This is a genomic window from Roseobacter sp., from assembly GCF_045106495.1.
Taxonomy (GTDB): domain Bacteria; phylum Pseudomonadota; class Alphaproteobacteria; order Rhodobacterales; family Rhodobacteraceae; genus Roseobacter.
Map to the genome: position 1 here is coordinate 104,778 of NZ_JBGCEQ010000001.1, position 20,201 is coordinate 124,978.

Below are 20,201 nucleotides of genomic sequence, written 5' to 3' on the forward strand. Positions count from 1 at the left end.
CCTCAGCAGTTGGAGACTGTTCTGGGTCAACATTTCCCATCTTCATCGGTGAGGTTGAACTTCGCACGACCTTACGGGTGTCGCGAGATCACGGCGTTGTTCAGAGATGCCGGACGGCTGGCACGTGACACACATGTCACCGATAGTCTATCGATGAAGCCGCATCTGGGACCTACGGCGATCCGGGTCCGCAACAGGATTTCTTTTGGGAGGACTTGCCCGCGATGAGATTAAAGAAAACAAATGCCGCAACAACTTGAATCGCTCTTGTCGGACATGCGGAAATGCACGCTTTGTGCGGGGTTGCCACTCGGGCCAAAACCGATTTTTCAATTGCACAAAGACGCCAAGATTTTGATTGTGGGGCAAGCTCCTGGCCGCATAACTCATGAAAAGGGCCGACCATTTGACGACCCGTCGGGCGACAGGCTCCGCAACTGGTTGGCGATCGACAAATCTACATTCTATGATGACCCGCGCGTAGGTATTTTTCCCATGGGTCTGTGTTTTCCGGGAACGGGCAGAGGCGGAGATGCGCCGCCACGAACCCTTTGTGCAGACAGTTGGCGTCAGCGCGTCCTGGATCACCTGCAAAATGTCGAATTGACACTGATCTTGGGGGCTTATGCCATCGCATGGCATTTGCCGACGCAAAGAAAAATGTCCGTGACACAAGCGGTCTGGCAGTCATTGCAAGAAGACCGGGACATACACGTATTGCCGCATCCAAGCCCCAGGAATAACCGCTGGCTGCGAGAAAATGAGTGGTTCGAAACACGCGCCATTCCGCGCATTCAACGCGATATCAGGCGCGTGTTGAATTCATAGGATACAATCGCTGCAGGTCCCAAGCTTTCAAAAAAAACAGCCACACTTGCTGTATCTGCTTTGGAGCATGCGATCAAAGGCTGTGTGCGATGGTGATACCGGAGAGACGGATGTGTTTTTTTTAATGGCTCCTGAACATCCAGACTTGGCGCCAAAGAGAGGAGGCATAAAATTCAGCTATGACAAATACCGCGTAGTATGCGTTCTGTTTGGCATAGCATTGACGAGGGACGCTACGAGAACAAAACCCTTATCTTATTGGTTTTTTGTTCTATCGCGTTCATATCATTCAAATGATGATGGGTGCCCAGCAATTCTAAAGTAGGAAAGATGACTTCCCATGGCTTGGAACTGGCTTGATAGGTGTTGAATTGACAGAATTGACCCCGCTGGATCGCGCACATGCTGCGATGGAAAACGCACCTGATGATGATTCAGCGCGCTTGCAGTTTTTTGAACGACTTGCGGAAAGCGAGTTGTTCTTGATGCTGGCCGCTGATGCAGGCGGCGATCAAGTCACACCAGAACTGTTTGACTTGGGGGACGCACGTTATGTTCTGGTTTTTGACCGAGAAGAGCGCCTGGTTAGTTTTGCAGGCCAGCCAACGCCTTATGTTGCGTTGTCTGGACGGGTGATTGCAGGCATGCTGGTCGGACAAGGCATAGGGTTGGCGGTCAATCCTGATGTGGCACCTTCAGCTATTCTCTTGCCGGAAACGGCGGTGGATTGGCTGAACACCACTTTGGCGAATGCTCCCGACGAGATTGAGGCCAATATCGTTGAAGTGAGCCCGCCGGTAAGTTTGCCTGAAATCTTGGTTTCGGCCCTCGATACAAAAATGGCAACTGCTATGGGGCTCGCGCAAGCCGCATATTTGGTTGAAGTGTCCTACAATACCGGCACACGCGGGCATTTGTTGGGTTTCATCGACGCCGTTCCCGAGGCGCAGGACGCGCTGGCAAAAGCCTCCGCCGAGGCTTTGACATTCTCGGGAATAGAAGCGGGTGCTCTGGATATCGGCTTTTTCCGGACCTCTGACGCGATGGTAGAGCGCATGGCCAAGGTGGGATTGCGGTTCGACTTACCGCAGCTACAAAAGCCGGTTTTGCAAACTATCGCGATGCCGGGATCGGATCCCGACAAACCACCAATTCTAAAGTAGAATGGGTTCAGTCATTTCACGTGCCGTTCACGCGAAATGGCTGTTAATTCACAAGGACGCGAGAGCATGCTTCAAAGGGTGCAAAGAGACTGTCATGGGCCTTAAATGAGCTACGCAGCAACGACTGTCCTTAACTCTCTCACGCCGAAATGGAGTACTCTATGAACCGCTTCCCTTTGAAAATTGCTGGCATCGCAATTGCCTTGACCATGGCCTCGTCTGCTTGGGCGGGTGACCAATACGTCGACCCAACAGGCTACGCCGTTTCAGGCTACGATGTCGTGGCCTATTTCGATCTAGAGCAGAACGAGGTGGGAACTGTACAGCCAGCAGCGGTACCAGGAAACAAAGAAATCACGGCCACATACAACGGCGCGAAATTTGCTTTCTCGACAGAAGCAAACAAGGCGGCGTTTGAAGCCGATCCAGAAAAGTACTTGCCGCAGTATGACGGGCATTGTGCGTATGGTGTAGCGAAAGGTGGAAAGGTCCCAGCCAATCCCAACCTGTGGCGCATACTTGACGGCAAACTGTATCTCAACATTACTAAGAACGTGGTAGGTTTCTGGGAAGAAGACATTCCTGGTAACCTACAGCTCTCGGAAGCGAATTGGGTGAGCATTGAGGCTGATCCCGCGTCTGACCGAGAGATTCCTCAGTTCGAAAGTGCCGCACCGATTAACTAAATATGGCGGAGAAAGATATCTCTTCTCAAACAACGAAAGCTCCGACGCGACTATCGCGCCGGGGTTTTCTAGCGTTGGGCGCGATTTGCGTGGTCACAGGTGGGGCAGTAACTGCCCGTTGGTTCAATATCTGGGCGCACGCAGGTGAAAATGCACTGAGCGCTCCCGACGCGCATCGCGCTGCGCAATCTGGAGATATCGTACTCATCGACATCCGGCGGCCTGATGAATGGGCTCTGACAGGCGTAGGCGAGGGCGCTGTCCCGCTCGATATGCGGCGCAAGGATTTCATCGAGGCATTGATGGTCGAAGTTCAGGGTGATCACAGCCGCCCCGTCGCTCTGATTTGCGCGCGTGGGGTCAGGTCTCGAAAGCAAGCGGCAAAATTGGTCGACGCTGGTTTTACCCAGATCATTGACGTGCCTGAGGGCATGCTTGGATCGGGCGCTGGTCCAGGCTGGATCAAACGTGGACTACCCGTTCAGGATGCTAGCTGACGCCGGCAAGATTGTCGCAACGGTTCGTGGAACATTTTTTGGACATCAACTGGCATCACGTCAACACAGTTCCTAATACCTCGACTACAAGACCGGTACCTATTCTGCAGGCAGTTGTGCTGAATTCAAAAGCGTGCGCAAACGAGATCGTTCGAGGCGGGCGCGACGCACAATGGCGGGCTCGCGAATGGTGTTCGGACTTTGCATTTTTAGACCGTTTGGCAAGGAGCTAGGCAGCGGCACTGCACTCAGGGCAGACAGCGGCACCGCAAGACAAAGGCTGGCGACAATAGGAATGAGCCAAAGAGAAACCAAGCCAGCGCCGAGTCCAACCAAAAGCAAAAACCCAAGTGCGGTTTCTACCCAATGAAATCTCATCAGGGTCCCAATCGGATATGCTTGCGCGCTGCGCGCTTGGGCGACCCACGCATCTGATTTTCCGAATACGGCGCGGAGTACAGCACGGGTTTGCTGGATCATCATGATCGGCGCGTAGGCGATAGATAGAATGATCTCGACCGCAAACGCAGTCAAAAACGAAGCTCGCCCTCCGTAAGCCTTTGTGGCTTTGGGGTGCAAAGCGATGATCCCGGCGCCGACCATCTTGGGTGCCAACAACATGGCGTACATGATGATCAGGAAAACGGCGGAATCTATGTGGCTCATTTCGGGGGGCCAGTCGGGGAAAAGCGGGTTGGCTTCGTTAAAGTATCTCACAACGTTTGTCTCGGAATCCACGCCCAGCAGAGCCCAGACCACCAGCAGGAAAAACCAGGCTGGAGACAAGAGGTAACTGACGGCACCATGAAACAGATGGTACCGCGAAACCGGGTGCAAACCTGCGGTTTTCAAGAGTTTCAAGTGTTGTAAGTTGCCTCTGCACCAACGCTGATCGCGCAAGGCGTAGTCAATAAGCGTGCCTGGGGTCTCTTCAAAACTACCGGTCACACGCGGCAGGAAACGGACGCACCAACCTGCGCGGCGTAACAGGCCGGCTTCGACAAAATCATGGCTCAGGATTAGTTCTGATTTGCCTTTGCGTCCTTGCAAATGGGGCAGCCCCGCCGAAGCCGCAAAGGCCTTGGTCCGGATGATTGCATTGTGGCCCCAATAGTTGCCTTCGCTGCGCGCCCATTTGGCCAGGCCTTCCGCCAGCAGCCAACCATAGGCGATGTTGGAAAACTGCTGCAGGCGGGCAAAAACCGTTTCCGCGCCAATGAGCATCGGAAAAGTCTGTATCAAGCCTGCATGCGGGTCGACGCTCAGTTCGTCCGCGAGCCTGTCGATGGCCCGGCCTGTCATCAGGCTGTCGGCATCGAGCACCAGCATCGCCCCATAGGCGGCACCCCAACCGGTGATCCAATCGACTAAGTTGCCCACTTTTTTGTCCAGATTGTTCTCTCGACGGCGGTAGTAGACTGCAAAACCATCTGGCGCTGACACAGTCAGCGCTGCGAAGGCGCGTTGCTCTTCCTCAGCAATCGCTTCGTCGCGGGTGTCGGACAGAACAAAGAGTGTATACCGGTGCAGGCTGTTTTGACGCTCCAGATCATCTAGCATTGCCGAGGCGTTGCCAAATACGTCGCTGGGCACCTCATTGTAGATTGGCACAAGCAAGGCGACATCTAAGGGCAACACGTCTGATCGCGGGCGCGTCTGCGCTTTTTCTCTCGCCAGTAGCCCGGCGATCGCAACGCCGACCGTGCTTACGGACAAGGTCACCCAGATGAAAGTTACACCAATCATTGTTAACAAGACCCATTCAAGCCCTGTCATACCGGCCTCGGAGAGCCATGTATACATGGCCATGACAAGCAGGCCGGTTGCAACCAGTGCAGGCAGAAAAAGGGCCATGCGCCATTTAAAGGTTTTGCTCGAGTTTTTGTTGCTCTGGCCAGCGGGTATTCCGGGACAAGCAGTCAAGTCTTGAATACGCATACTCAGAGGTGCGCGCACCGGCATGGTGGATGGCGCTGTACCGATATGGCCGAAGCAATCTTTCACGCGGTGGTCCACCTATACAGCCAAACTTCGCTCAGAGGAGCAACGTCCAGCCGCAACTGAGCGCGGAACTCAATCAAGGAGGCGTCCTCTGGTTTGAAGGTAAACGCCAGACGCGGCCCATTTGTTTCCGGGTTTCTTTGCACAAGGCCCGGCGACACCGATCCGGCGCTGCTGCGCAAGACAATCCCGAGACGTTCAAGGTCTTCGGGCACCAGAGGGCCGTCTTCGAAATCGATCGTCACTATCTTACCCCCTTCGGGACGACCACCAATCGCGGTATTCAACACGCGCAGAGGCATATCCGCCTTCGGTGCCGGATCGTGTCCCCAATCCAGCAGGTAATTCATGCGGTGACTTTGACCGGGCACAATCGGTGCGGAGGGGCGCCAATAAGCAACAATGTTGTCGAAAATCTCCTGATCGGCGGGTATCTCAACCAGTGTGACCGAACCTGGTCCCCAGTCCTCTTGCGGAGTGATCCAAGCAGCGGGTCGTGAATGGTAAAGCGCTTCGAGATCTGCGTAATCCCGGAAGTTGCGCGGGCGCTGCATCAGGCCGAAGCCGCGCGGATTATTGTCAGAGAACGCACTAATCTGCAGCGTCAGCGGGTTGGCCAGCGGGCGCCAGATCACTTCGCCCGCGCCATTGTGGATCAGCAAACCATCATTGTCATGCACGGCAGGGCGGAAATCGTCAAAGCGCTGGCGCATGGTTTCATCAAACAGAAACATCGAGGTCAGGGGCGCGATGCCCAAATGGCTCAATTCTGTCCGTGCAAAAATTTCAGCTGAAACTGACATACGCAAAGTGTCGCCATGTGCGATGTCGAAGCGGTAGGCGCCGGTGCAACTAGGGCTTTCCAAAAGCGCGTGCACCACCACCGAGCCTGCGCCTGCTTGTGGGGTTTCCATCCAGAAAGCCGTGAAATCAGGGAATTCTTCCCCCATCGGGTCGCCTGTTTTAAGTGCAAGGCCGCGCGCAGATAGTCCGTACGTTTCTCCCGCACCGATGCCGCGAAAGTAGCTGGCACCCTGAAACACGGCATATTCCTGAAAGATGCCTGGCTCTTGAAGTTCAGCGCGCAATCGAAAGCCGGAATAACCCAGTGTTGCATCAAGCTCGACTTCAGGGAATTTGTCCGTCTTGTCAAAAGCGCCCATGTCAAAGGCCACAGGGCGTGCGGTGCCGTTTTCGACTACATTGACGTCAACCGCTTGTGGGAAATAGAGACCGGGAGCCAGAAAATCAACGCGCTGCGGTTTGTCAGATCCAGCCCAAAGCGCGTTACGACCGTCAAACCAGATCTTGCGATATTGATCATAAGTCAGGTTGCGCCAGCTTTCTGGGATCAGCGGGCGGGGAGCGTAGTCGCTGGCGGCCAATTCCATGGCCCGCCTGCGTACTGATTCCGCATCAAAGGGTACATGATCGCCCAGTTGCAAACCCGGTTCCTCTGCGAAGCCAGAAGCGGGCACAAGGGCCAAAGCGGCCAGGGATTTCAGCATCTCGCGGCGCAGCATCACTGGGCCACCTTTTTGCGCCAGGGTTGCGACTTGTACCATCCCGCGCAATAGGCGGTCAGCACAAGAACACACATTCCTGCAAGATTAACACCGACCACAGTCCAGGTATCTCGGCCGATGTTATCCATCACAAAACCGCTGACCCTTGCCGTGAACATGCTGACAATGAACACCGCCAGTGACTGCTGGCCTACTTTTAGGATGATTGCCAGAGCCTGTTGCCAAATGCGCGCGAGCAGGCCTGTTCCCGTGGCCAGAAGCCGCACACCCTTGTCACCTGCCGCGACCCAGCACAGATAGGCCAGCGCTAGAAAGTGGACATACCGCAACAGCCCGAAGTCAGATTTCGTGATCCAGATCGTATTGGCAATGCGCCAGTCACGCGCCCAGTCAAACCCGAACTCGCGCACACCAATATTCGAAAGCGGAACATTGATGAGCACCAAGGCCAGTGCCAAACCAATCAGCATTGGTGTGACCGGAGGTTTTGGTAGCCATCCCCGCATAAAGGCAAAACCTGAGAAAAAAATGAGCTGCCAGCCAAAGGGGTTGAAGAACCATTTGCGGTCTGACCACGGCTCAGCCGGCAGACCAAGGTGAAGGTCAGCAAGACCAAATTCAGCGAGCAAGCGCCGTTGGGCAAAGACCCAGACACCGACAATGAATACCGCGACCAGACCGAGATGAACGCGCGATAGGGCCATAATCAGCGGCATCATCGCCAACACCACCATATACATCGGCAGAATGTCGAAATAATTAGGCACATAAGTCAGGGTCAAAAGGCCGACCAACTGCGGCCCCGGATCTACAAAGAACTTCCACAGGTTCAGCGTACCAATATAGACTTTGTCATAGGCACCGGTCATGTCGATGGCGGCCAGAAGGGTCGCGACCGCAAAAAACAACCCGATGTGGGCCCAATAGACCTGCCAGACGCGAAAGCTCACACGTGCAGTTCCCAAGCGCCAGCCCGCGGTGTCATAGGCGCGGCCAAAGGCAATGGCAGAGGCCATGCCGGAACAGAAGACAAAAATCTCAGTTGCATCTGAAAACCCCCAACGCGCGGGAATCCAGGATGTGAAAAAATTGCCTGGCGTGTGGGCAAAAAGAATGATGAACATCGCGATGCCGCGGAAGAAATCCAGCCGCACGTCGCGCTGTTTAGCACCCGGTGCTGCTTGTGCGGGCGCTTTTGCGAGTGGGGTGATTTGAGCGGGGTCGGCGAGGGTCATGGCCGGTCTTTATGCGTTGTCTTAAGAAATGTCATCACGGGCACCGCGTCACTGTGCGGGGATCCGCCGGGCGTCTTGAATGGTCGCCAAACGCGTGTGTGCGAACCTATCTTTGCAACCGGCACGCCGGGTTATGCGCTCGTTGAGAACAGCCTCCGTCTGATCGTAGCGACCTGCCCGCAGGCCTGCATCGATTGTAATTCGTTCAAAGACATCCCGTTGGGCGTGACTGCCCCCGATGGATTGCATTGCCTGGCGCGCAGAAACCAAGTCGGCAAATGCCGCATCGTAGCGCCCTTCGGCAAAGGCGTTCAAACCTGAGAGCGCTGCCACACCAGGGTTGGCATAGCGCTGGGGCATTTCACCAGACTTGGCCGCATCACGGGCAAAGCGGCGAGTCATTGCAACCTTTGCGTCTGGCCTGTCAGCGCCGGTCAGTGCCAACATGTAGTGCAGGTCAGCAAAGACCACTAAGCCATCGTCAGTGCGGTTCTGTGCCAGATCGGCCAATTCTTCCCAACGAAGGCCGACATCAACGCCTTCCAGTTCCAACCGCACCAACAGCGATGTGGCGTTGGAAATGTCACGGTAATCGTCAGTCTTATCCGCACGAACCTGCGCGTCATAGAGGCCCAGGGCAACGTCAAGCTGCCCTTGATCCATATGCAGCAAGGCTTTGTGCCACCAAACATGATAGCGGAAATTGTTGCAGTGATCCCAAGCTTTGGTATGGGTTTCGATCAGACGGATCCCCAAGTCCGGACGCGCAGTCATATCATACACATGGGCAATTGCGTGCAGGCCCCATGAATCGTCAGGTGCCAGCACCAGCCCCGCGCGACCAACAGCTTCCGCCCGATCATACTCCCCCGTCTCTTCCAAAGCGAACGCATGACAGCCAAGGGCGTACCCGCGGCACAGGTGATCTTCGCCATGAGCATCCAGAACGCGCTCGACGGAAGACCGCATGCCTTCTGCGTCGCCTAGTATGAACCGGATGGCGTGGCTTACCTTTGCGGTCAGCGTGTCAGTCGGATGTTGTGCGAGGATGCGTTCCATTGCGGCGATGGCGCCCGTTGGGCTGCCGGCCAACCAATGGTCCAACGCATCAACCCAAAGGATTTCGCGCGTTGAGAGTGATATCTTCTTTTGAGCCGCCCGCGCGGTTTGTGCCGCCTCATGGGCTACTGCGACCAGCTCTGCGCGACCCATCATCATCGAAAAGAGACCCCGTGCCGCATGACCCATGGCGAAATCAGGATCGCTCTGCAAGACTGCGCCCAGGTGTGTGGGCGTCGCCATACCATGAGCGAGGAAGGTTCGGATCATGCTATTCCAATCCTCAAGGGCTTGCGGCTTGGAGAGTGTTACCGGACTTTGACAAATGTCGTACATCATTAAGAGCGTGCCTTTATTCAACAGACTGAACAGATATTTACCCCAATATCTGTGTCCTCGCAGGCTGGTGCGATTAGAAACACGTCAACGTGAAGGCACGTGTTGGAAATTCGCTATTGTTTCAGCATTCCAGGGCAAAAACAGGCGGTTTTAGGCCGAAATTGAAGGGTTGTTTCAGTCCGCTTCGGGCAGAATTTCAAACAATGCACGCACCAGTTGTGAGTCTTGTCCAAGCCGCGGGGGCGGACGACGGTACTGGACCGGGGTGCGCGAGAATTTGAGGGGATTCGCCAAAAGAGCAACAGTGCCTTTTTCAGTGTAGGCGGCCTGCATTTCGACAACTGCACCGCGCGCTTTGGACTGATCGGATTGCAGCGCTTCTGCCACTGTATGGATTGGGCCGGCGGGTACCTTGACCTTGTGGCAGCGGGTCAGAATTTCTTCGCGCGACAGGCCAGACAGAGCTTTATTGATTTTCGCAGTCAGGGCCACACGATTTTCGATCCGGGCGAGGTTTGTGGTGTATGCTGGGTCATCCGAAAGACCTGGCAATTCGATCACGTCGCAAAACCGGGCAAATTGTGCATCATTTCCGACGGCAAGCAGAACATGCCCGTCAGAGCAGGGAAATGCGTCATAGGGGACGATATTGGGATGCGCGTTGCCGCGACGCTCCGGTAGTTTGCCAGAGGTCAGGAAGTTGGTCCCTTCGTTGATGAGCCACGCCATCTGCGCGTCAACCAGACTCAGGTCGATGTGTTGCCCTTCACCGGTGGCATCGCGGTGGCGCAGGGCAGCGAGAATGCCGATGGTTGCATACATGCCGCACATGACGTCAGCGATGCCAACACCTACCTTCATGGGCGGGCCTTCAGGCGCGCCGGTCAGTGACATGATTCCACCGTAACCTTGCGCCATCAGGTCATACCCAGGTTGGTCGCGGTTGGGTCCTGTCTGACCAAAACCGGAAATTGAGCAATAAACCAAACCTGGATGGACCTTGAGCAGGGTTGCGTGATCCAGTCCGTATTTCTGCAACCCGTCGGGCTTGTAGTTTTCGATGACCACATCGGCCCGAGCTGCTAGATGGCGCACGGTTTCTTGGCCATCCTCCGTTGATAGATCCACAGAGATCGAGAGTTTGTTGCGATTGGCGGCCATGAAATAGGCTGATAGGTCGGTGCGTTTGCCATCCGTGCCCATCGCGTAATTGGGTCCCCATCCGCGGGTGTCGTCGCCGCCTGACTTTGGATTTTCCACCTTGATCACGGTGGCGCCAAGGTCTCCCAGCAATTGCGTGGCAGTGGGGCCCGCAAGAATGCGGCTCAGGTCGAGAACGACTAACCCATCCAGCGCCATAGGAGTGTCAGATGCGGCCATCGTAAGCCCCACGCTCAATAACTGCTGCAATCACCGTAAAGGTCTCTGCTGCCATGGCCTTGTCGAGCGCATGCGCAAGGTCCTCGCGGTTGTCGACAGTGTGACCCGCGCCGCCAAAGGCCACGCCCATCGCCGCAAAGTCATGTTTTTCAAAATCCACGCCGCGGTTTTTCATTTGACGCGAGCGTTGTTTGAGTTCGATCAGGGATAAAGAGGCATCGACAAAGACGAGAATAATGGGTGTGAGGCCCAGTTCCGCCGCGGTAGAGAGCTCGCCGGCGACCATCAAGAACCCGGCGTCACCGCAAAATCCGATCACCGGTCGCTCTGGGTCCGCTAGTTTTGTGCCCATGGCGAGCGGTATCGCGCACCCCATAGTACACAGTGCGGTGGATTGCGTGAGGCCGCGCGTTTCATAGCATTCCCACATCTGGCTGAGCAGAATGCGGTGCGCGCCGCTGTCGACGGTAGCCAGCGTGTTGCGGGGCATCACCTTGCGGCAGGTGTCGATCACGGCGGCTGGGCCCCATACGTCATCCTGTGGGAATGAATTTGTCAGCGCGACCTTGGTCGCCTTGATTTCGCCTCCAGCCCATGTCTCGCGTGGTGCGATGCCGTCTGAGATCGCCGTCAGGCTTGCGGCACAATCGGCGACGAAATTCAGGCTGGATTGATGCATGTAGTGGTGATTTGGCTCTGCAGTGATGTCGATGATCCGCTGGCTTGCCGGTGTCCAGATGTTGCGCCAGCCCGAGCGCATCTCAATTGGGTCGTATCCCACGCAAAGCACAAGATCGGCCTGGCCAATGAGCGGCAGTAAATGGCGGTCAGCCAAGGGCGAGAGCCCGGCACCCCCAAGCGCTAACGGATGATCCTCAGGTAGCAATCCCTTGGCCTTGTAGGTGGTGATGATGGGCACACTGTAGGTCTCGGCAAAGTCGGTGATGGCCTCCCCGGCGTCTTCGACCATGGCGTCCAAACCCACGATCATGATCGGGCGGGTGGTATTGGTAAGCCATTTGCGCGCGGTGGCCAGATCGTCTCCGGAAGGCGTTGTAGCAGAGGCTTTGACACGTGCTGGGGGCGCGTTTGCAGGCACCTGCGCGTCGGCGACCGAAATCGGCACGTCGATGTGCACGGGTCCAGGGCGGCCTTCTGTTGCTATGGCGAGGGCCTTGTCAATGATCACATGCGCGGCCCCTGGAACCAGCGAAAAACTGGCCTTGGTGATCGGGCGGAACACAGCTTGTTGGTCCAGAACTTGATGCGTGTAGGTTTGCGCTTCGTCAGCGTCCACGGCACCCGCCAAAACGATCATGGGCACGCGGTCCTGATGTGCGTTTGCGATGGCATTCACACCATTCAATGCGCCAGGTCCAACAGTTGCGACAAGAATGCCCGGCGCGCCGTTCCGGTGATAGGCGCCTTCGGCCATAAAAGCCGCGGCGTTCTCGTGTTTTGCCAGAACAAATTCGATGCCCGCGTCTTCCAATGCATCCACAAGTGTCAGAACTTCGCCACCGGGCATGCCGAAGGCATAGCGGCATCCTTCGGCATATAGTCGCTGTGCGACAGCATCGGCCGCCCGGATTTTAGTTGGGGACGCCATTTTACCTCTTCCACTTTAGTGTTCTTCGCATGGTCATAAACGATGCTGTCCGCAGCGCAATTCACCATTGTGTTCAAAGTGTTTCAGGCAGCAAAAAACCCGCAAAGTAAAGCGCGGGTTTCTTGAAACATGATCGGCTGCAGATGGTTTGATTCAGCGGCGCCGGTCCCTGCGCGACGACATCGGCTGAAAAGCAACGCCCACATGCGCCTCGCAATAGGGTTTTCCGGTTTGCACGGGCAGACCGCAAAACCAAAAATCCTCGGTTGCCGGATCGCCGACAGGCCATTTACATGTGCGTTCGGTCAACTCCATCAAACCCAGGCGTTTTGCCTTTTTCTCTATCTCGGAAACCTTTGCAAGAGCTTCCGGGCTGATTTCATTTGCTGAGGGTTGCGGCGGCAGCGGCTGACCTGCCGGGATAATCTGTTTGCGCGCGGGCAGCGGTCTCGGAACAGGCTGTACTTCTGTGCTCGTCGTAGACTCAGCGGGTTTTTGCGCAGGCTTCTGTTTGATCTCTGGCTTTGGCGCTGCCTTGGCTTTGGGTTCTGTCTTGGCGGTCGCCGATGCCGTCGCGCGATTTGACAGGCCCAGTCGGTGGACTTTGCCGATAACTGCGTTGCGTGTCACACCACCCAGTTCTTTTGCGATCTGGCTGGCGGATTGTCCTTCGCCCCACATCTTTTTGAGCAGTTCCACGCGATCGTCAGTCCACGACATCAGCCATTCCCTAATTTAAAAGCGGTCCTGCTGAGTGCGGACCGCTTTGTATCTATCGTCAGCGCTCTATTTTAGTCACTAAAGGCAGAGTTACAAGCATTGAAACTCAAGTCCTGGCGTTGTGTTTCAACCACGCGGCAGCACTTTCCCTTCTCGCCATGCCAAAAGCACCCCGCCTGACAGGATAATGCTACCACCTGTCATCGTGATCCAATCCGGGAACTGGCCATAGAAAGCGACGTCATAAACCGTGGCAAAGAGCAACGTGCCGTAGGTGAAGGGTGCGACAAAGCTCGCATCCGCGCGCGCCATGGCATTGATAAAGCAGGTCTGCGCCAATGCCATACAAACGCCCAGTGAAATCAGGACGCCCCACTGTGCCGGGGTCGGCATCTGCCAAACGCCGATCACTGCGGCGGAGGCGATGACTACACCGAGACAGTTGTTGATCAGCAGTACTTGGAAAGGCGTCTCGCGCCCCGCCAGTTTTTTGATGAATATCACTTCGAACCCCATGATGATGGCCGCGGCGAGGGCCAGCAGGCTGGCGATCTGAAAACTATCCGGGGTTGGGCGCAACAAGATCACTGCTCCGGCAAGCGCGATGGCAGCGGCCAACCATCTGATGGGTCCAACCTTTTCGCGCAGCAAGGGTATGGCCAAAATCATTCCGAAGACGGGGTTGAGAAAGACGATCGCAGTGGCATCCGCGAGCGGTATGTAGGCCACAGAGGCAAACATCAGGGTTACGCCGCCCCAACCGAAAACAGTTCGCGCTACGTGAAGCGCCCAATTGGGGCGCACGAACGTTGGCCGCATGACAACGGTTGCTGTGACGATGGTCAAAAACGCAAAGACAAACCGCCCGTGACTGATTTGCAGTGGATGCAGCGCGGGGTGCAAACCATCCTCACCCAAAGCTTTGGCAAATAGAGTCGTACCTGCAATGAATGCAGTGGCTGCGAGCATCAAGAGCATGGCAAGGCTCGCGTTTTTCTTTGTCGGCAGCAGCATGCGCGTCGCTATGCGCCTCAAACGCGCGCCCATCAAGAGCCGAAAAAACAGCTTTGCAAACGCGTCTTCATGCGATAATGCCACTTTATGTATACAGCCATGCAAATTTCAAACCGACGACGCGCCCGCGCTTGATCCCGCCGCTGTGACCCCGCGCCTTCGAGCGCACATCTTCCAAACTTAAATTGTTGACCTGTCTGCTCGCCTCATGCACGTTTCGTGTTCTTGCCGCAGACCTTTTGATAAGGACGATCCGATGATCCCGACCCTTTTGCCGACGTATTCCCGTGCCGCCTTCAGCTTTGAAAAGGGCGAAGGTGCCTGGTTGATTGAGGCGGACGGTCGACGCTTTCTGGACCTTGGGGCGGGCATCGCTGTTAACGCACTGGGTCACGCCCACCCTGCGCTGGTGAAGGCGCTCACCGATCAGGCGAATGCATTGTGGCACACGTCAAATCTCTATCAAATTCCAAAACAACAGGAGCTGGCCGACAAGCTCACAGAGCAAACCTTCGCCGATACTGTATTCTTTACCAACTCGGGCACGGAAGCTTGCGAATTGGCTGTGAAGATGGCGCGCAAATACTGGTTTGACAAAGGCCAACCCGAGAAAACGGATATCATTGCCTTTTCAGGATCCTTTCATGGCCGGTCGTCAGCGGGCATCGCCGCTGCCGGGTCCGAGAAAATGACCAAGGGGTTCGGGCCACTTCTACCCGGGTTTGTGCACCTGGAGTTCGGCGATCATGACGCGCTGACAGCGGCCATTTCGGAAACCACCGGGGCCATCCTGATAGAACCGGTGCAGGGGGAGGGGGGTATTCGCCCCGTGCCGGATCAATGCCTCAAAGGGTTGCGCGATCTTTGCGACGAACACGATATTCTGTTGATCCTTGACGAGGTGCAATGTGGCGTCGCCAGAACCGGCAAGCTTTTCGCGCATGAATGGTCCGGGATTACGCCAGACATCATGATGGTCGCCAAAGGCATTGGCGGTGGATTTCCCATCGGCGCGGTCTTGGCCACGGAAGAAGCCGCCAGTGGTATGACCTTGGGCACACATGGCTCGACCTACGGCGGTAACCCGTTGGGTTGCGCGGTTGGATGTGCGGTGCTGGATTATGTGACTGCACCAGGTTTCCTCGATGCAGTTAATCGAAAAGCCGGGCTGATGCGCCAGAAACTGGAAGGGTTGGTTGCTGCGCATCCGGAGGTTTTCGAGAGCGTTCGGGGGTCCGGTCTCATGCTGGGCGTCAAGTGCAAGAAAACCAACACTGATGTGGTAAACGCCGGATATAACCAGTTGATCCTGACTGTTCCCGCGGCGGATAACGTTATCCGTTTGTTGCCGCCTCTGACCATCGAAGACGACGAGATTGCGCTAGCCGTTGATCGTCTTGATGCCGCAGCAACGGCTTTGGTTGCCGCTTAAATCAAAAGTCCAGATACCACCTTGGGCGTTTTGCGCCCGACACAGATTTTATTGAGACGCAAAAAATGAACCATTTTCTCGACATTCACCTTACGGATTCTGGTGATCTGCGGCGGATCATCGATTCTGCAGCAGAAATGAAGACAGCCCGTCTAGGCAAACCACGTGGCGCGCGCGACGCCGATGAACCTCTAAAAGACCGGATGGTGGCGCTGATCTTTGAGAAACCTTCCACGCGAACGCGCGTTTCTTTTGATGTTGGCGTGCGCCAGATGGGCGGGCAAACTATGGTCCTTTCTGGCAATGACATGCAATTGGGTCATGGCGAGACGATTGCGGATACGGCGCGCGTGTTGAGCCGCTATGTAGATCTCATCATGATCCGTACCTTCGACGAGGCGGTGCTCACCGAGATGGCGGAATTTGCCACCGTGCCGGTGATCAATGGGCTGACCGACCGCACGCACCCCTGCCAGATCATGGCAGATTTGCTGACTTTTGAAGAGCATCGCGGCCCGATCAAGGGCAAGAAGGTGGTTTGGTCTGGAGATGGCAACAACGTGTGTGCCTCTTTTCTGCACGCTGCAGGTCAGTTCGGGTTTGACATGACATTTACGGGACCTTCGACGCTGGATCCCGAAGAGGAATTTGTCGATTTGGCGCGGGCCAAAGGATCAAAGATCGAAATTGTGCGTGATCCGGTTGCGGCAGTGCAGGGGGCCGATCTCGTGGTCACCGACACCTGGGTGTCTATGCATGATGCGCAATCGGCACGGGAGCGGCGGCACAATCAATTGCGGCCCTATCGGGTCGATTCAGAACTGATGGCGCATGCGAAGCCGGATGCGTTGTTTATGCACTGTCTGCCGGCACACCGCGACGATGAGGTCACGTCCGAAGTCATGGATGGGCCGCATTCAGTCATCTTTGATGAAGCAGAAAACCGGCTTCACGCGCAAAAAGCTATCTTGCGCTGGTGCCTCGAGGTCTAGTTGAGCTTACAGGTCGCGCAAAATAGCCTTCAGTTCAGGCTCATGCACGCGAGAGGCTGCTTCATCTGGCGAAAACCAATGCCTTTCGCGTTGGTGGTCCTCAGGATAGCTTTCTGACAGGCTTTCGACTTCAGCCAGATAGACCTGCGCCTTAACAGGAGTGACCTCGCCATCAGACCGTTTCTTGTCATATTTATAGTGCCCAATGGGATCCGCCACGACTTCAGCAGATTCGACGCCTGCTTCTTCCCAAGCTTCTTGTAGAGCAGCATCGGGATCATCAAGCCCTTTAATGGGCCAGCCTTTGGGAACAATCCAACGACCCGTGCCGCGGCTGGTCACAAGAAGAACTTTCTTTCCGGCTTGCGTGTCGCGATAACATAGCGCCGCAACCTGCCGCTGGCGTTCAGGTCCAGTGAAAACGCGCACTGCACTTTCAAGAGTTGTTCTGACAATATTGATCATGACGTAAATATTAGGCCCATAGCGTGTTGATGTAGCGGATTTTATCCGACTTTTCAAGTTGTTGAGCTGTGGATAGTTTCTCAGGGCTCGACGCGATCAAAGATAGACGGAAAGATAAAATTTTCTGTAAACAACATCACACAAACCCGGCAGACCCCAAAGAGGGGTCAACTTGGCGTCAAATTGCGTGCGGGATTGCCCGCCACGCGTGCGCCGGTTGGTACATTCTTGGTTACCACGGAACCTGCACCGACAATTGCTCCGGAGCCAATGTTGACACCAGGCATGATAATGGCGCCGCCCCCGATCCAGACGTCCGCCTCCAAGCGCACCGGTAGTGCGCGTTCAATACCCGCGCGGCGTTTGGATGTGTCGCGGTGATGATCGGCGCAGTAAATTTGTACGTTCGGACCCAGCATGCAGCGCGGGCCAATGGTGACGCGCGCACTGTCCAATATTGTCACACCCGCGTTGAAATACACTTGGTCGCCCAAGACAATGTTGCATCCATAGGACGCGTGAAAAGGTGCCTCGATGGTGCACTCTGCACCAACCGATTTGAAAAGTGCCCTTAGTTCCGGTGCAATAGGGCCTCTGGAATCCGGGGGGCACACGTTATGAGCATGTACTGCGCGACGTGCGATCGCGCGCAAGTGATCAAGTTCGGGCACGAGCGCATCATACCAATTGCCGCTGAGCATCAATTCCAATGCTGATTGAGACATGAGGCCTACTTCCTGGGTTTGGCACGAAGTGTCGGGTCGGCGAGGGTTGGGTCTTCGGGCCAGGGGTGTTTTGGATACCTGCCGCGCATATCTTTGCGCACATCTGCATAAGAAGACGCCCAAAACCCCGGCAGGTCCTCGGTGACTTGCACCGGACGTTGTGCGGGGGAAAGAAGGGTCAATTGCACCGGCGTCCCTGCGACCGTCGGGTGATGTGTCACGCCAAAAACCTCTTGCAGGCGCAAAGCGATGCGCGGCTTGTACCCATCGTATTCAATAGGAATGTTCCGGCCCAGCGGTGTCGTAAATTGGGCTGGTACAATACGGTCCAAAGCCTGTGACTGATCCCAGGATAAACGCGCTTTCAAAGCAGGTGTGATGTCAAACCGCTTCCAGTCCGCGCTCGATTTGACCCCCGTCAAATGGGGCAGAAGCCAGGTTTCCAGATCCGCCATTAACTGATCTTCGCTGAAATCGGGAAATTGGGGATCGGAGGCCTGCATCAATCGAGCACGCGCCATGAAACGTGAAGCCTTCCTATTTGGCAGCAAACCCAGTTGCTCTATGCCGGTCAGCATGGCCCGCGCAATGTTTTCGGCGGGTGCATCTGACCAAGTTCGGTCATCCAGCACCAAGGCGCCATATTTTTCCTGCCTGCGCGTCATCACGCGCGCCTCTCGGCGAGACCAAATACACAGGTTGTGCCAGGCAATATCGTCCGCAAAAACCGAGCGCAGGTCCGAATGTGACAGCGAAACGGCTTGCCGAACGCGGGCCTCGCGCGGGTCGCCATCAAGATCGGTTGCAACGATCAAAGGCGCGTTCGCGAGGCTGTCACCTTCAGGCAGGATCGCGCCTTTGCCCCCGGACATCACAAACCGAGGCGCCGTGCCGGGTCGTCGTGACGCCACGCGGTCCGGATAGGCCAGAGCCGCAAGTACACCGGGATCATTCGGGCCATTGTGCGTCAGATTGGGGCGCAGCCTTTTGGCCTCGTCATGAATGCGGGACAGGGTGGCTCGGTTGGGTTCCCACGGGTGTCGGGCTCGAAACTGCGCGGGGTTTTTTGCCGCGGCGATGCGAAGTGTCAGGTCTGCGGGCGCATTCTTCAGGATATCGCGTTCAGACAGGATCGCTGCCAACAAAGGTGCGTCCGGTCCTCCTTTGGCCACCATATGGGCGAGGCGCGGGTGCACCGGCGTTGCCGCAAGTTTTTTGCCGTGAGGCGTGATGTGATATTCTTCATCCAGGGCGCCCAGGGCTTTGAGCAGGTCTTGCGCTTCGCGCAGCCTGCCTGCGTGGGGCGGTGTCACAAACTGCATCTGATCGGCGCGTGCGCCCCACATTGCGAGCTCAAGTGTCAAGCCTGTCAGATCACCGGTCTCAATCTCGGCGGGCGGATGGGAGGCCAACGCACCGTCCTCACCCCGCGTCCAAAGCTTGTAGCACACACCCGGAGCAACTCGCCCCGCACGCCCGGCACGCTGGGTGGCTTCGGCGCGCGTCACGCGCGTGGTGATCAGACGCGACATCCCGGATGCTGCATCAAACTCGGCCCGCCGGCCACGACCGGCATCGACGACGATGTGAATACCCTCAATGGTAAGAGAGGTTTCGGCAATTGCTGTCGCGAGTACGACTTTGCGACCAGATGTCATTGGAGCGATGGCCGCGCGTTGGTCTTGAAAGCGCATGGCGCCAAAGAGCGGGTGCAGCGAGACGTCTTTTGGTAGATTGTGGCGCAGGGCTGCCTCGGTCCGTCGGATCTCGCCTTCACCAGGCAGAAAGACGAGGGCGCTGCCTTCGTGCTCGGACAAAGCCGTCAACGTCAAGTCTGAGACCGCTTGTTCCAACCTTCGCTTTTTGGGCACAGGTTTGGTCAGCCAGTAAGGTGTGACGTCAAAGGACCGCCCTTCGGAGGTCAAAATCGGTGCATCCATCAAACGCGCAATCGGATCGGCATCCAGCGTGGCGGACATTGCCACCAAGATCAGATCATCGCGCAAGGCCCCCGCCACATCCAGCGCCAGTGCAAGGCCAAGATCAGCATTCAAGGAACGTTCGTGGAATTCGTCAAAGATCAGTGCGCCGATGCCTTGCAACTCGGGTTGGGACTGGATCATGCGGGTCAGGATGCCTTCGGTCACGACTTCGATGCGGGTTGCCTCGGACACTTTGGTTGTGCCGCGAATGCGGTAACCTACGGTTTCGCCGACCTTTTGCCCCAGGGTCTCCGCCATGCGCTCAGCCGCTGCGCGTGCGGCCAGGCGGCGGGGTTCCAGCATGATGATCTTGCCCGAAGTCACGTTGGCATCCAGAATTGCGAGGGGAACGCGCGTGGTTTTGCCAGCACCCGGAGGGGCTTGCAGTACCAACCTTCCACCAGTGCGCAAAGCGTCCACGATATCGGTCAGAATGGCATCAATGGGAAGAACAGGGGTCATGCCTCTGCTTAGCGAATGAATAGGGCTTGGCCAAGCTCTGGACATTTACCTCAACCTGCCGGACAACCGGATGAATGAAAGGGTGC

The 20,201-nt window shown here is 56.2% G+C and carries 17 protein-coding genes; 6 read left to right on the plus strand and 11 right to left on the minus strand.

What is annotated here, in order from left to right:
* Positions 1–243 precede the first annotated feature (243 nt).
* From AB8B75_RS00490 to AB8B75_RS00505, 4 genes are all read left to right on the plus strand, one after another.
* Positions 244–828, plus strand: a complete 585-nt coding sequence (locus AB8B75_RS00490) for a uracil-DNA glycosylase family protein (RefSeq protein WP_405358981.1) — start codon at positions 244–246, stop codon at positions 826–828.
* A 371-nt stretch (positions 829–1,199) separates the two neighbouring features.
* On the plus strand, positions 1,200–1,991 hold the full coding sequence (locus tag AB8B75_RS00495) for an SseB family protein (protein WP_405358983.1): 792 nt from the start codon (positions 1,200–1,202) through the stop codon (positions 1,989–1,991).
* Between the two features lie 161 nt (positions 1,992–2,152).
* Positions 2,153–2,677, plus strand: coding sequence for a YHS domain-containing (seleno)protein (locus AB8B75_RS00500; RefSeq protein WP_405358985.1), 525 nt, complete (start codon positions 2,153–2,155; stop codon positions 2,675–2,677).
* A gap of 89 nt (positions 2,678–2,766) precedes the next feature.
* Positions 2,767–3,174, plus strand: coding sequence for a rhodanese-like domain-containing protein (locus tag AB8B75_RS00505; RefSeq protein WP_405358986.1), 408 nt, complete (start codon positions 2,767–2,769; stop codon positions 3,172–3,174).
* A 99-nt stretch (positions 3,175–3,273) separates the two neighbouring features.
* On the opposite strand, the gene mdoH is transcribed toward AB8B75_RS00505, so the two are convergent.
* The 8 genes from mdoH to AB8B75_RS00545 all read right to left on the minus strand — a co-directional run bounded on the left by mdoH (position 3,274) and on the right by AB8B75_RS00545 (position 14,057).
* Positions 3,274–5,190, minus strand: a complete 1,917-nt coding sequence (mdoH, locus tag AB8B75_RS00510) for a glucans biosynthesis glucosyltransferase MdoH (protein ID WP_405358987.1) — start codon at positions 5,188–5,190, stop codon at positions 3,274–3,276.
* A complete protein-coding gene (locus AB8B75_RS00515; protein ID WP_405359024.1) occupies positions 5,175–6,698 on the minus strand; it encodes a glucan biosynthesis protein in 1,524 nt (507 codons plus the stop codon). The genes mdoH and AB8B75_RS00515 overlap by 16 nt, the downstream gene beginning before the upstream one ends.
* Positions 6,698–7,936 (minus strand): OpgC family protein, encoded by a 1,239-nt coding sequence (locus tag AB8B75_RS00520; RefSeq protein WP_405358989.1) that lies wholly within the window; start codon positions 7,934–7,936, stop codon positions 6,698–6,700. Before AB8B75_RS00520 ends, AB8B75_RS00515 begins: the two co-directional genes overlap by 1 nt.
* Before the next feature lie 48 nt (positions 7,937–7,984).
* Positions 7,985–9,334 carry a tetratricopeptide repeat protein gene (locus AB8B75_RS00525; protein WP_405358991.1) on the minus strand — a complete coding sequence of 450 codons (1,350 nt, stop codon included), beginning with the start codon at positions 9,332–9,334 and terminating at the stop codon, positions 7,985–7,987.
* 174 nt (positions 9,335–9,508) lie between these two features.
* On the minus strand, positions 9,509–10,714 hold the full coding sequence (locus AB8B75_RS00530; RefSeq protein WP_405358993.1) for a CaiB/BaiF CoA transferase family protein: 1,206 nt from the start codon (positions 10,712–10,714) through the stop codon (positions 9,509–9,511).
* Positions 10,701–12,323 carry a thiamine pyrophosphate-binding protein gene (locus tag AB8B75_RS00535; RefSeq protein ID WP_405358994.1) on the minus strand — a complete coding sequence of 541 codons (1,623 nt, stop codon included), beginning with the start codon at positions 12,321–12,323 and terminating at the stop codon, positions 10,701–10,703. Before AB8B75_RS00535 ends, AB8B75_RS00530 begins: the two co-directional genes overlap by 14 nt.
* A 153-nt stretch (positions 12,324–12,476) precedes the next feature.
* Positions 12,477–13,043, minus strand: coding sequence for a GcrA family cell cycle regulator (locus tag AB8B75_RS00540; RefSeq protein WP_405358996.1), 567 nt, complete (start codon positions 13,041–13,043; stop codon positions 12,477–12,479).
* 126 nt (positions 13,044–13,169) lie between these two features.
* A complete protein-coding gene (locus tag AB8B75_RS00545) occupies positions 13,170–14,057 on the minus strand; it encodes a DMT family transporter (RefSeq protein ID WP_405358998.1) in 888 nt (295 codons plus the stop codon).
* Positions 14,058–14,313: 256 nt separating this feature from the next.
* On the opposite strand from AB8B75_RS00545, the gene AB8B75_RS00550 reads away from it, so the two are divergent.
* Positions 14,314–15,489, plus strand: a complete 1,176-nt coding sequence (locus AB8B75_RS00550) for an aspartate aminotransferase family protein (protein WP_405358999.1) — start codon at positions 14,314–14,316, stop codon at positions 15,487–15,489.
* Positions 15,490–15,554: 65 nt separating this feature from the next.
* A complete protein-coding gene (gene argF / locus AB8B75_RS00555; RefSeq protein WP_405359001.1) occupies positions 15,555–16,481 on the plus strand; it encodes an ornithine carbamoyltransferase in 927 nt (308 codons plus the stop codon).
* Positions 16,482–16,487: 6 nt separating this feature from the next.
* Here argF and AB8B75_RS00560 read toward each other — a convergent pair whose 3' ends face one another.
* The 3 genes from AB8B75_RS00560 to hrpB all read right to left on the minus strand — a co-directional run bounded on the left by AB8B75_RS00560 (position 16,488) and on the right by hrpB (position 20,115).
* Positions 16,488–16,946, minus strand: coding sequence for an NUDIX hydrolase (locus AB8B75_RS00560; RefSeq protein WP_405359002.1), 459 nt, complete (start codon positions 16,944–16,946; stop codon positions 16,488–16,490).
* A 167-nt stretch (positions 16,947–17,113) separates the two neighbouring features.
* The gene (locus tag AB8B75_RS00565) at positions 17,114–17,671 is read right to left on the minus strand and encodes a sugar O-acetyltransferase (RefSeq protein WP_405359004.1); all 558 of its coding nucleotides are present in this window, start codon (positions 17,669–17,671) and stop codon (positions 17,114–17,116) included.
* A gap of 5 nt (positions 17,672–17,676) precedes the next feature.
* Positions 17,677–20,115 (minus strand): ATP-dependent helicase HrpB, encoded by a 2,439-nt coding sequence (hrpB, locus tag AB8B75_RS00570; RefSeq protein WP_405359005.1) that lies wholly within the window; start codon positions 20,113–20,115, stop codon positions 17,677–17,679.
* Positions 20,116–20,201 lie beyond the last annotated feature (86 nt).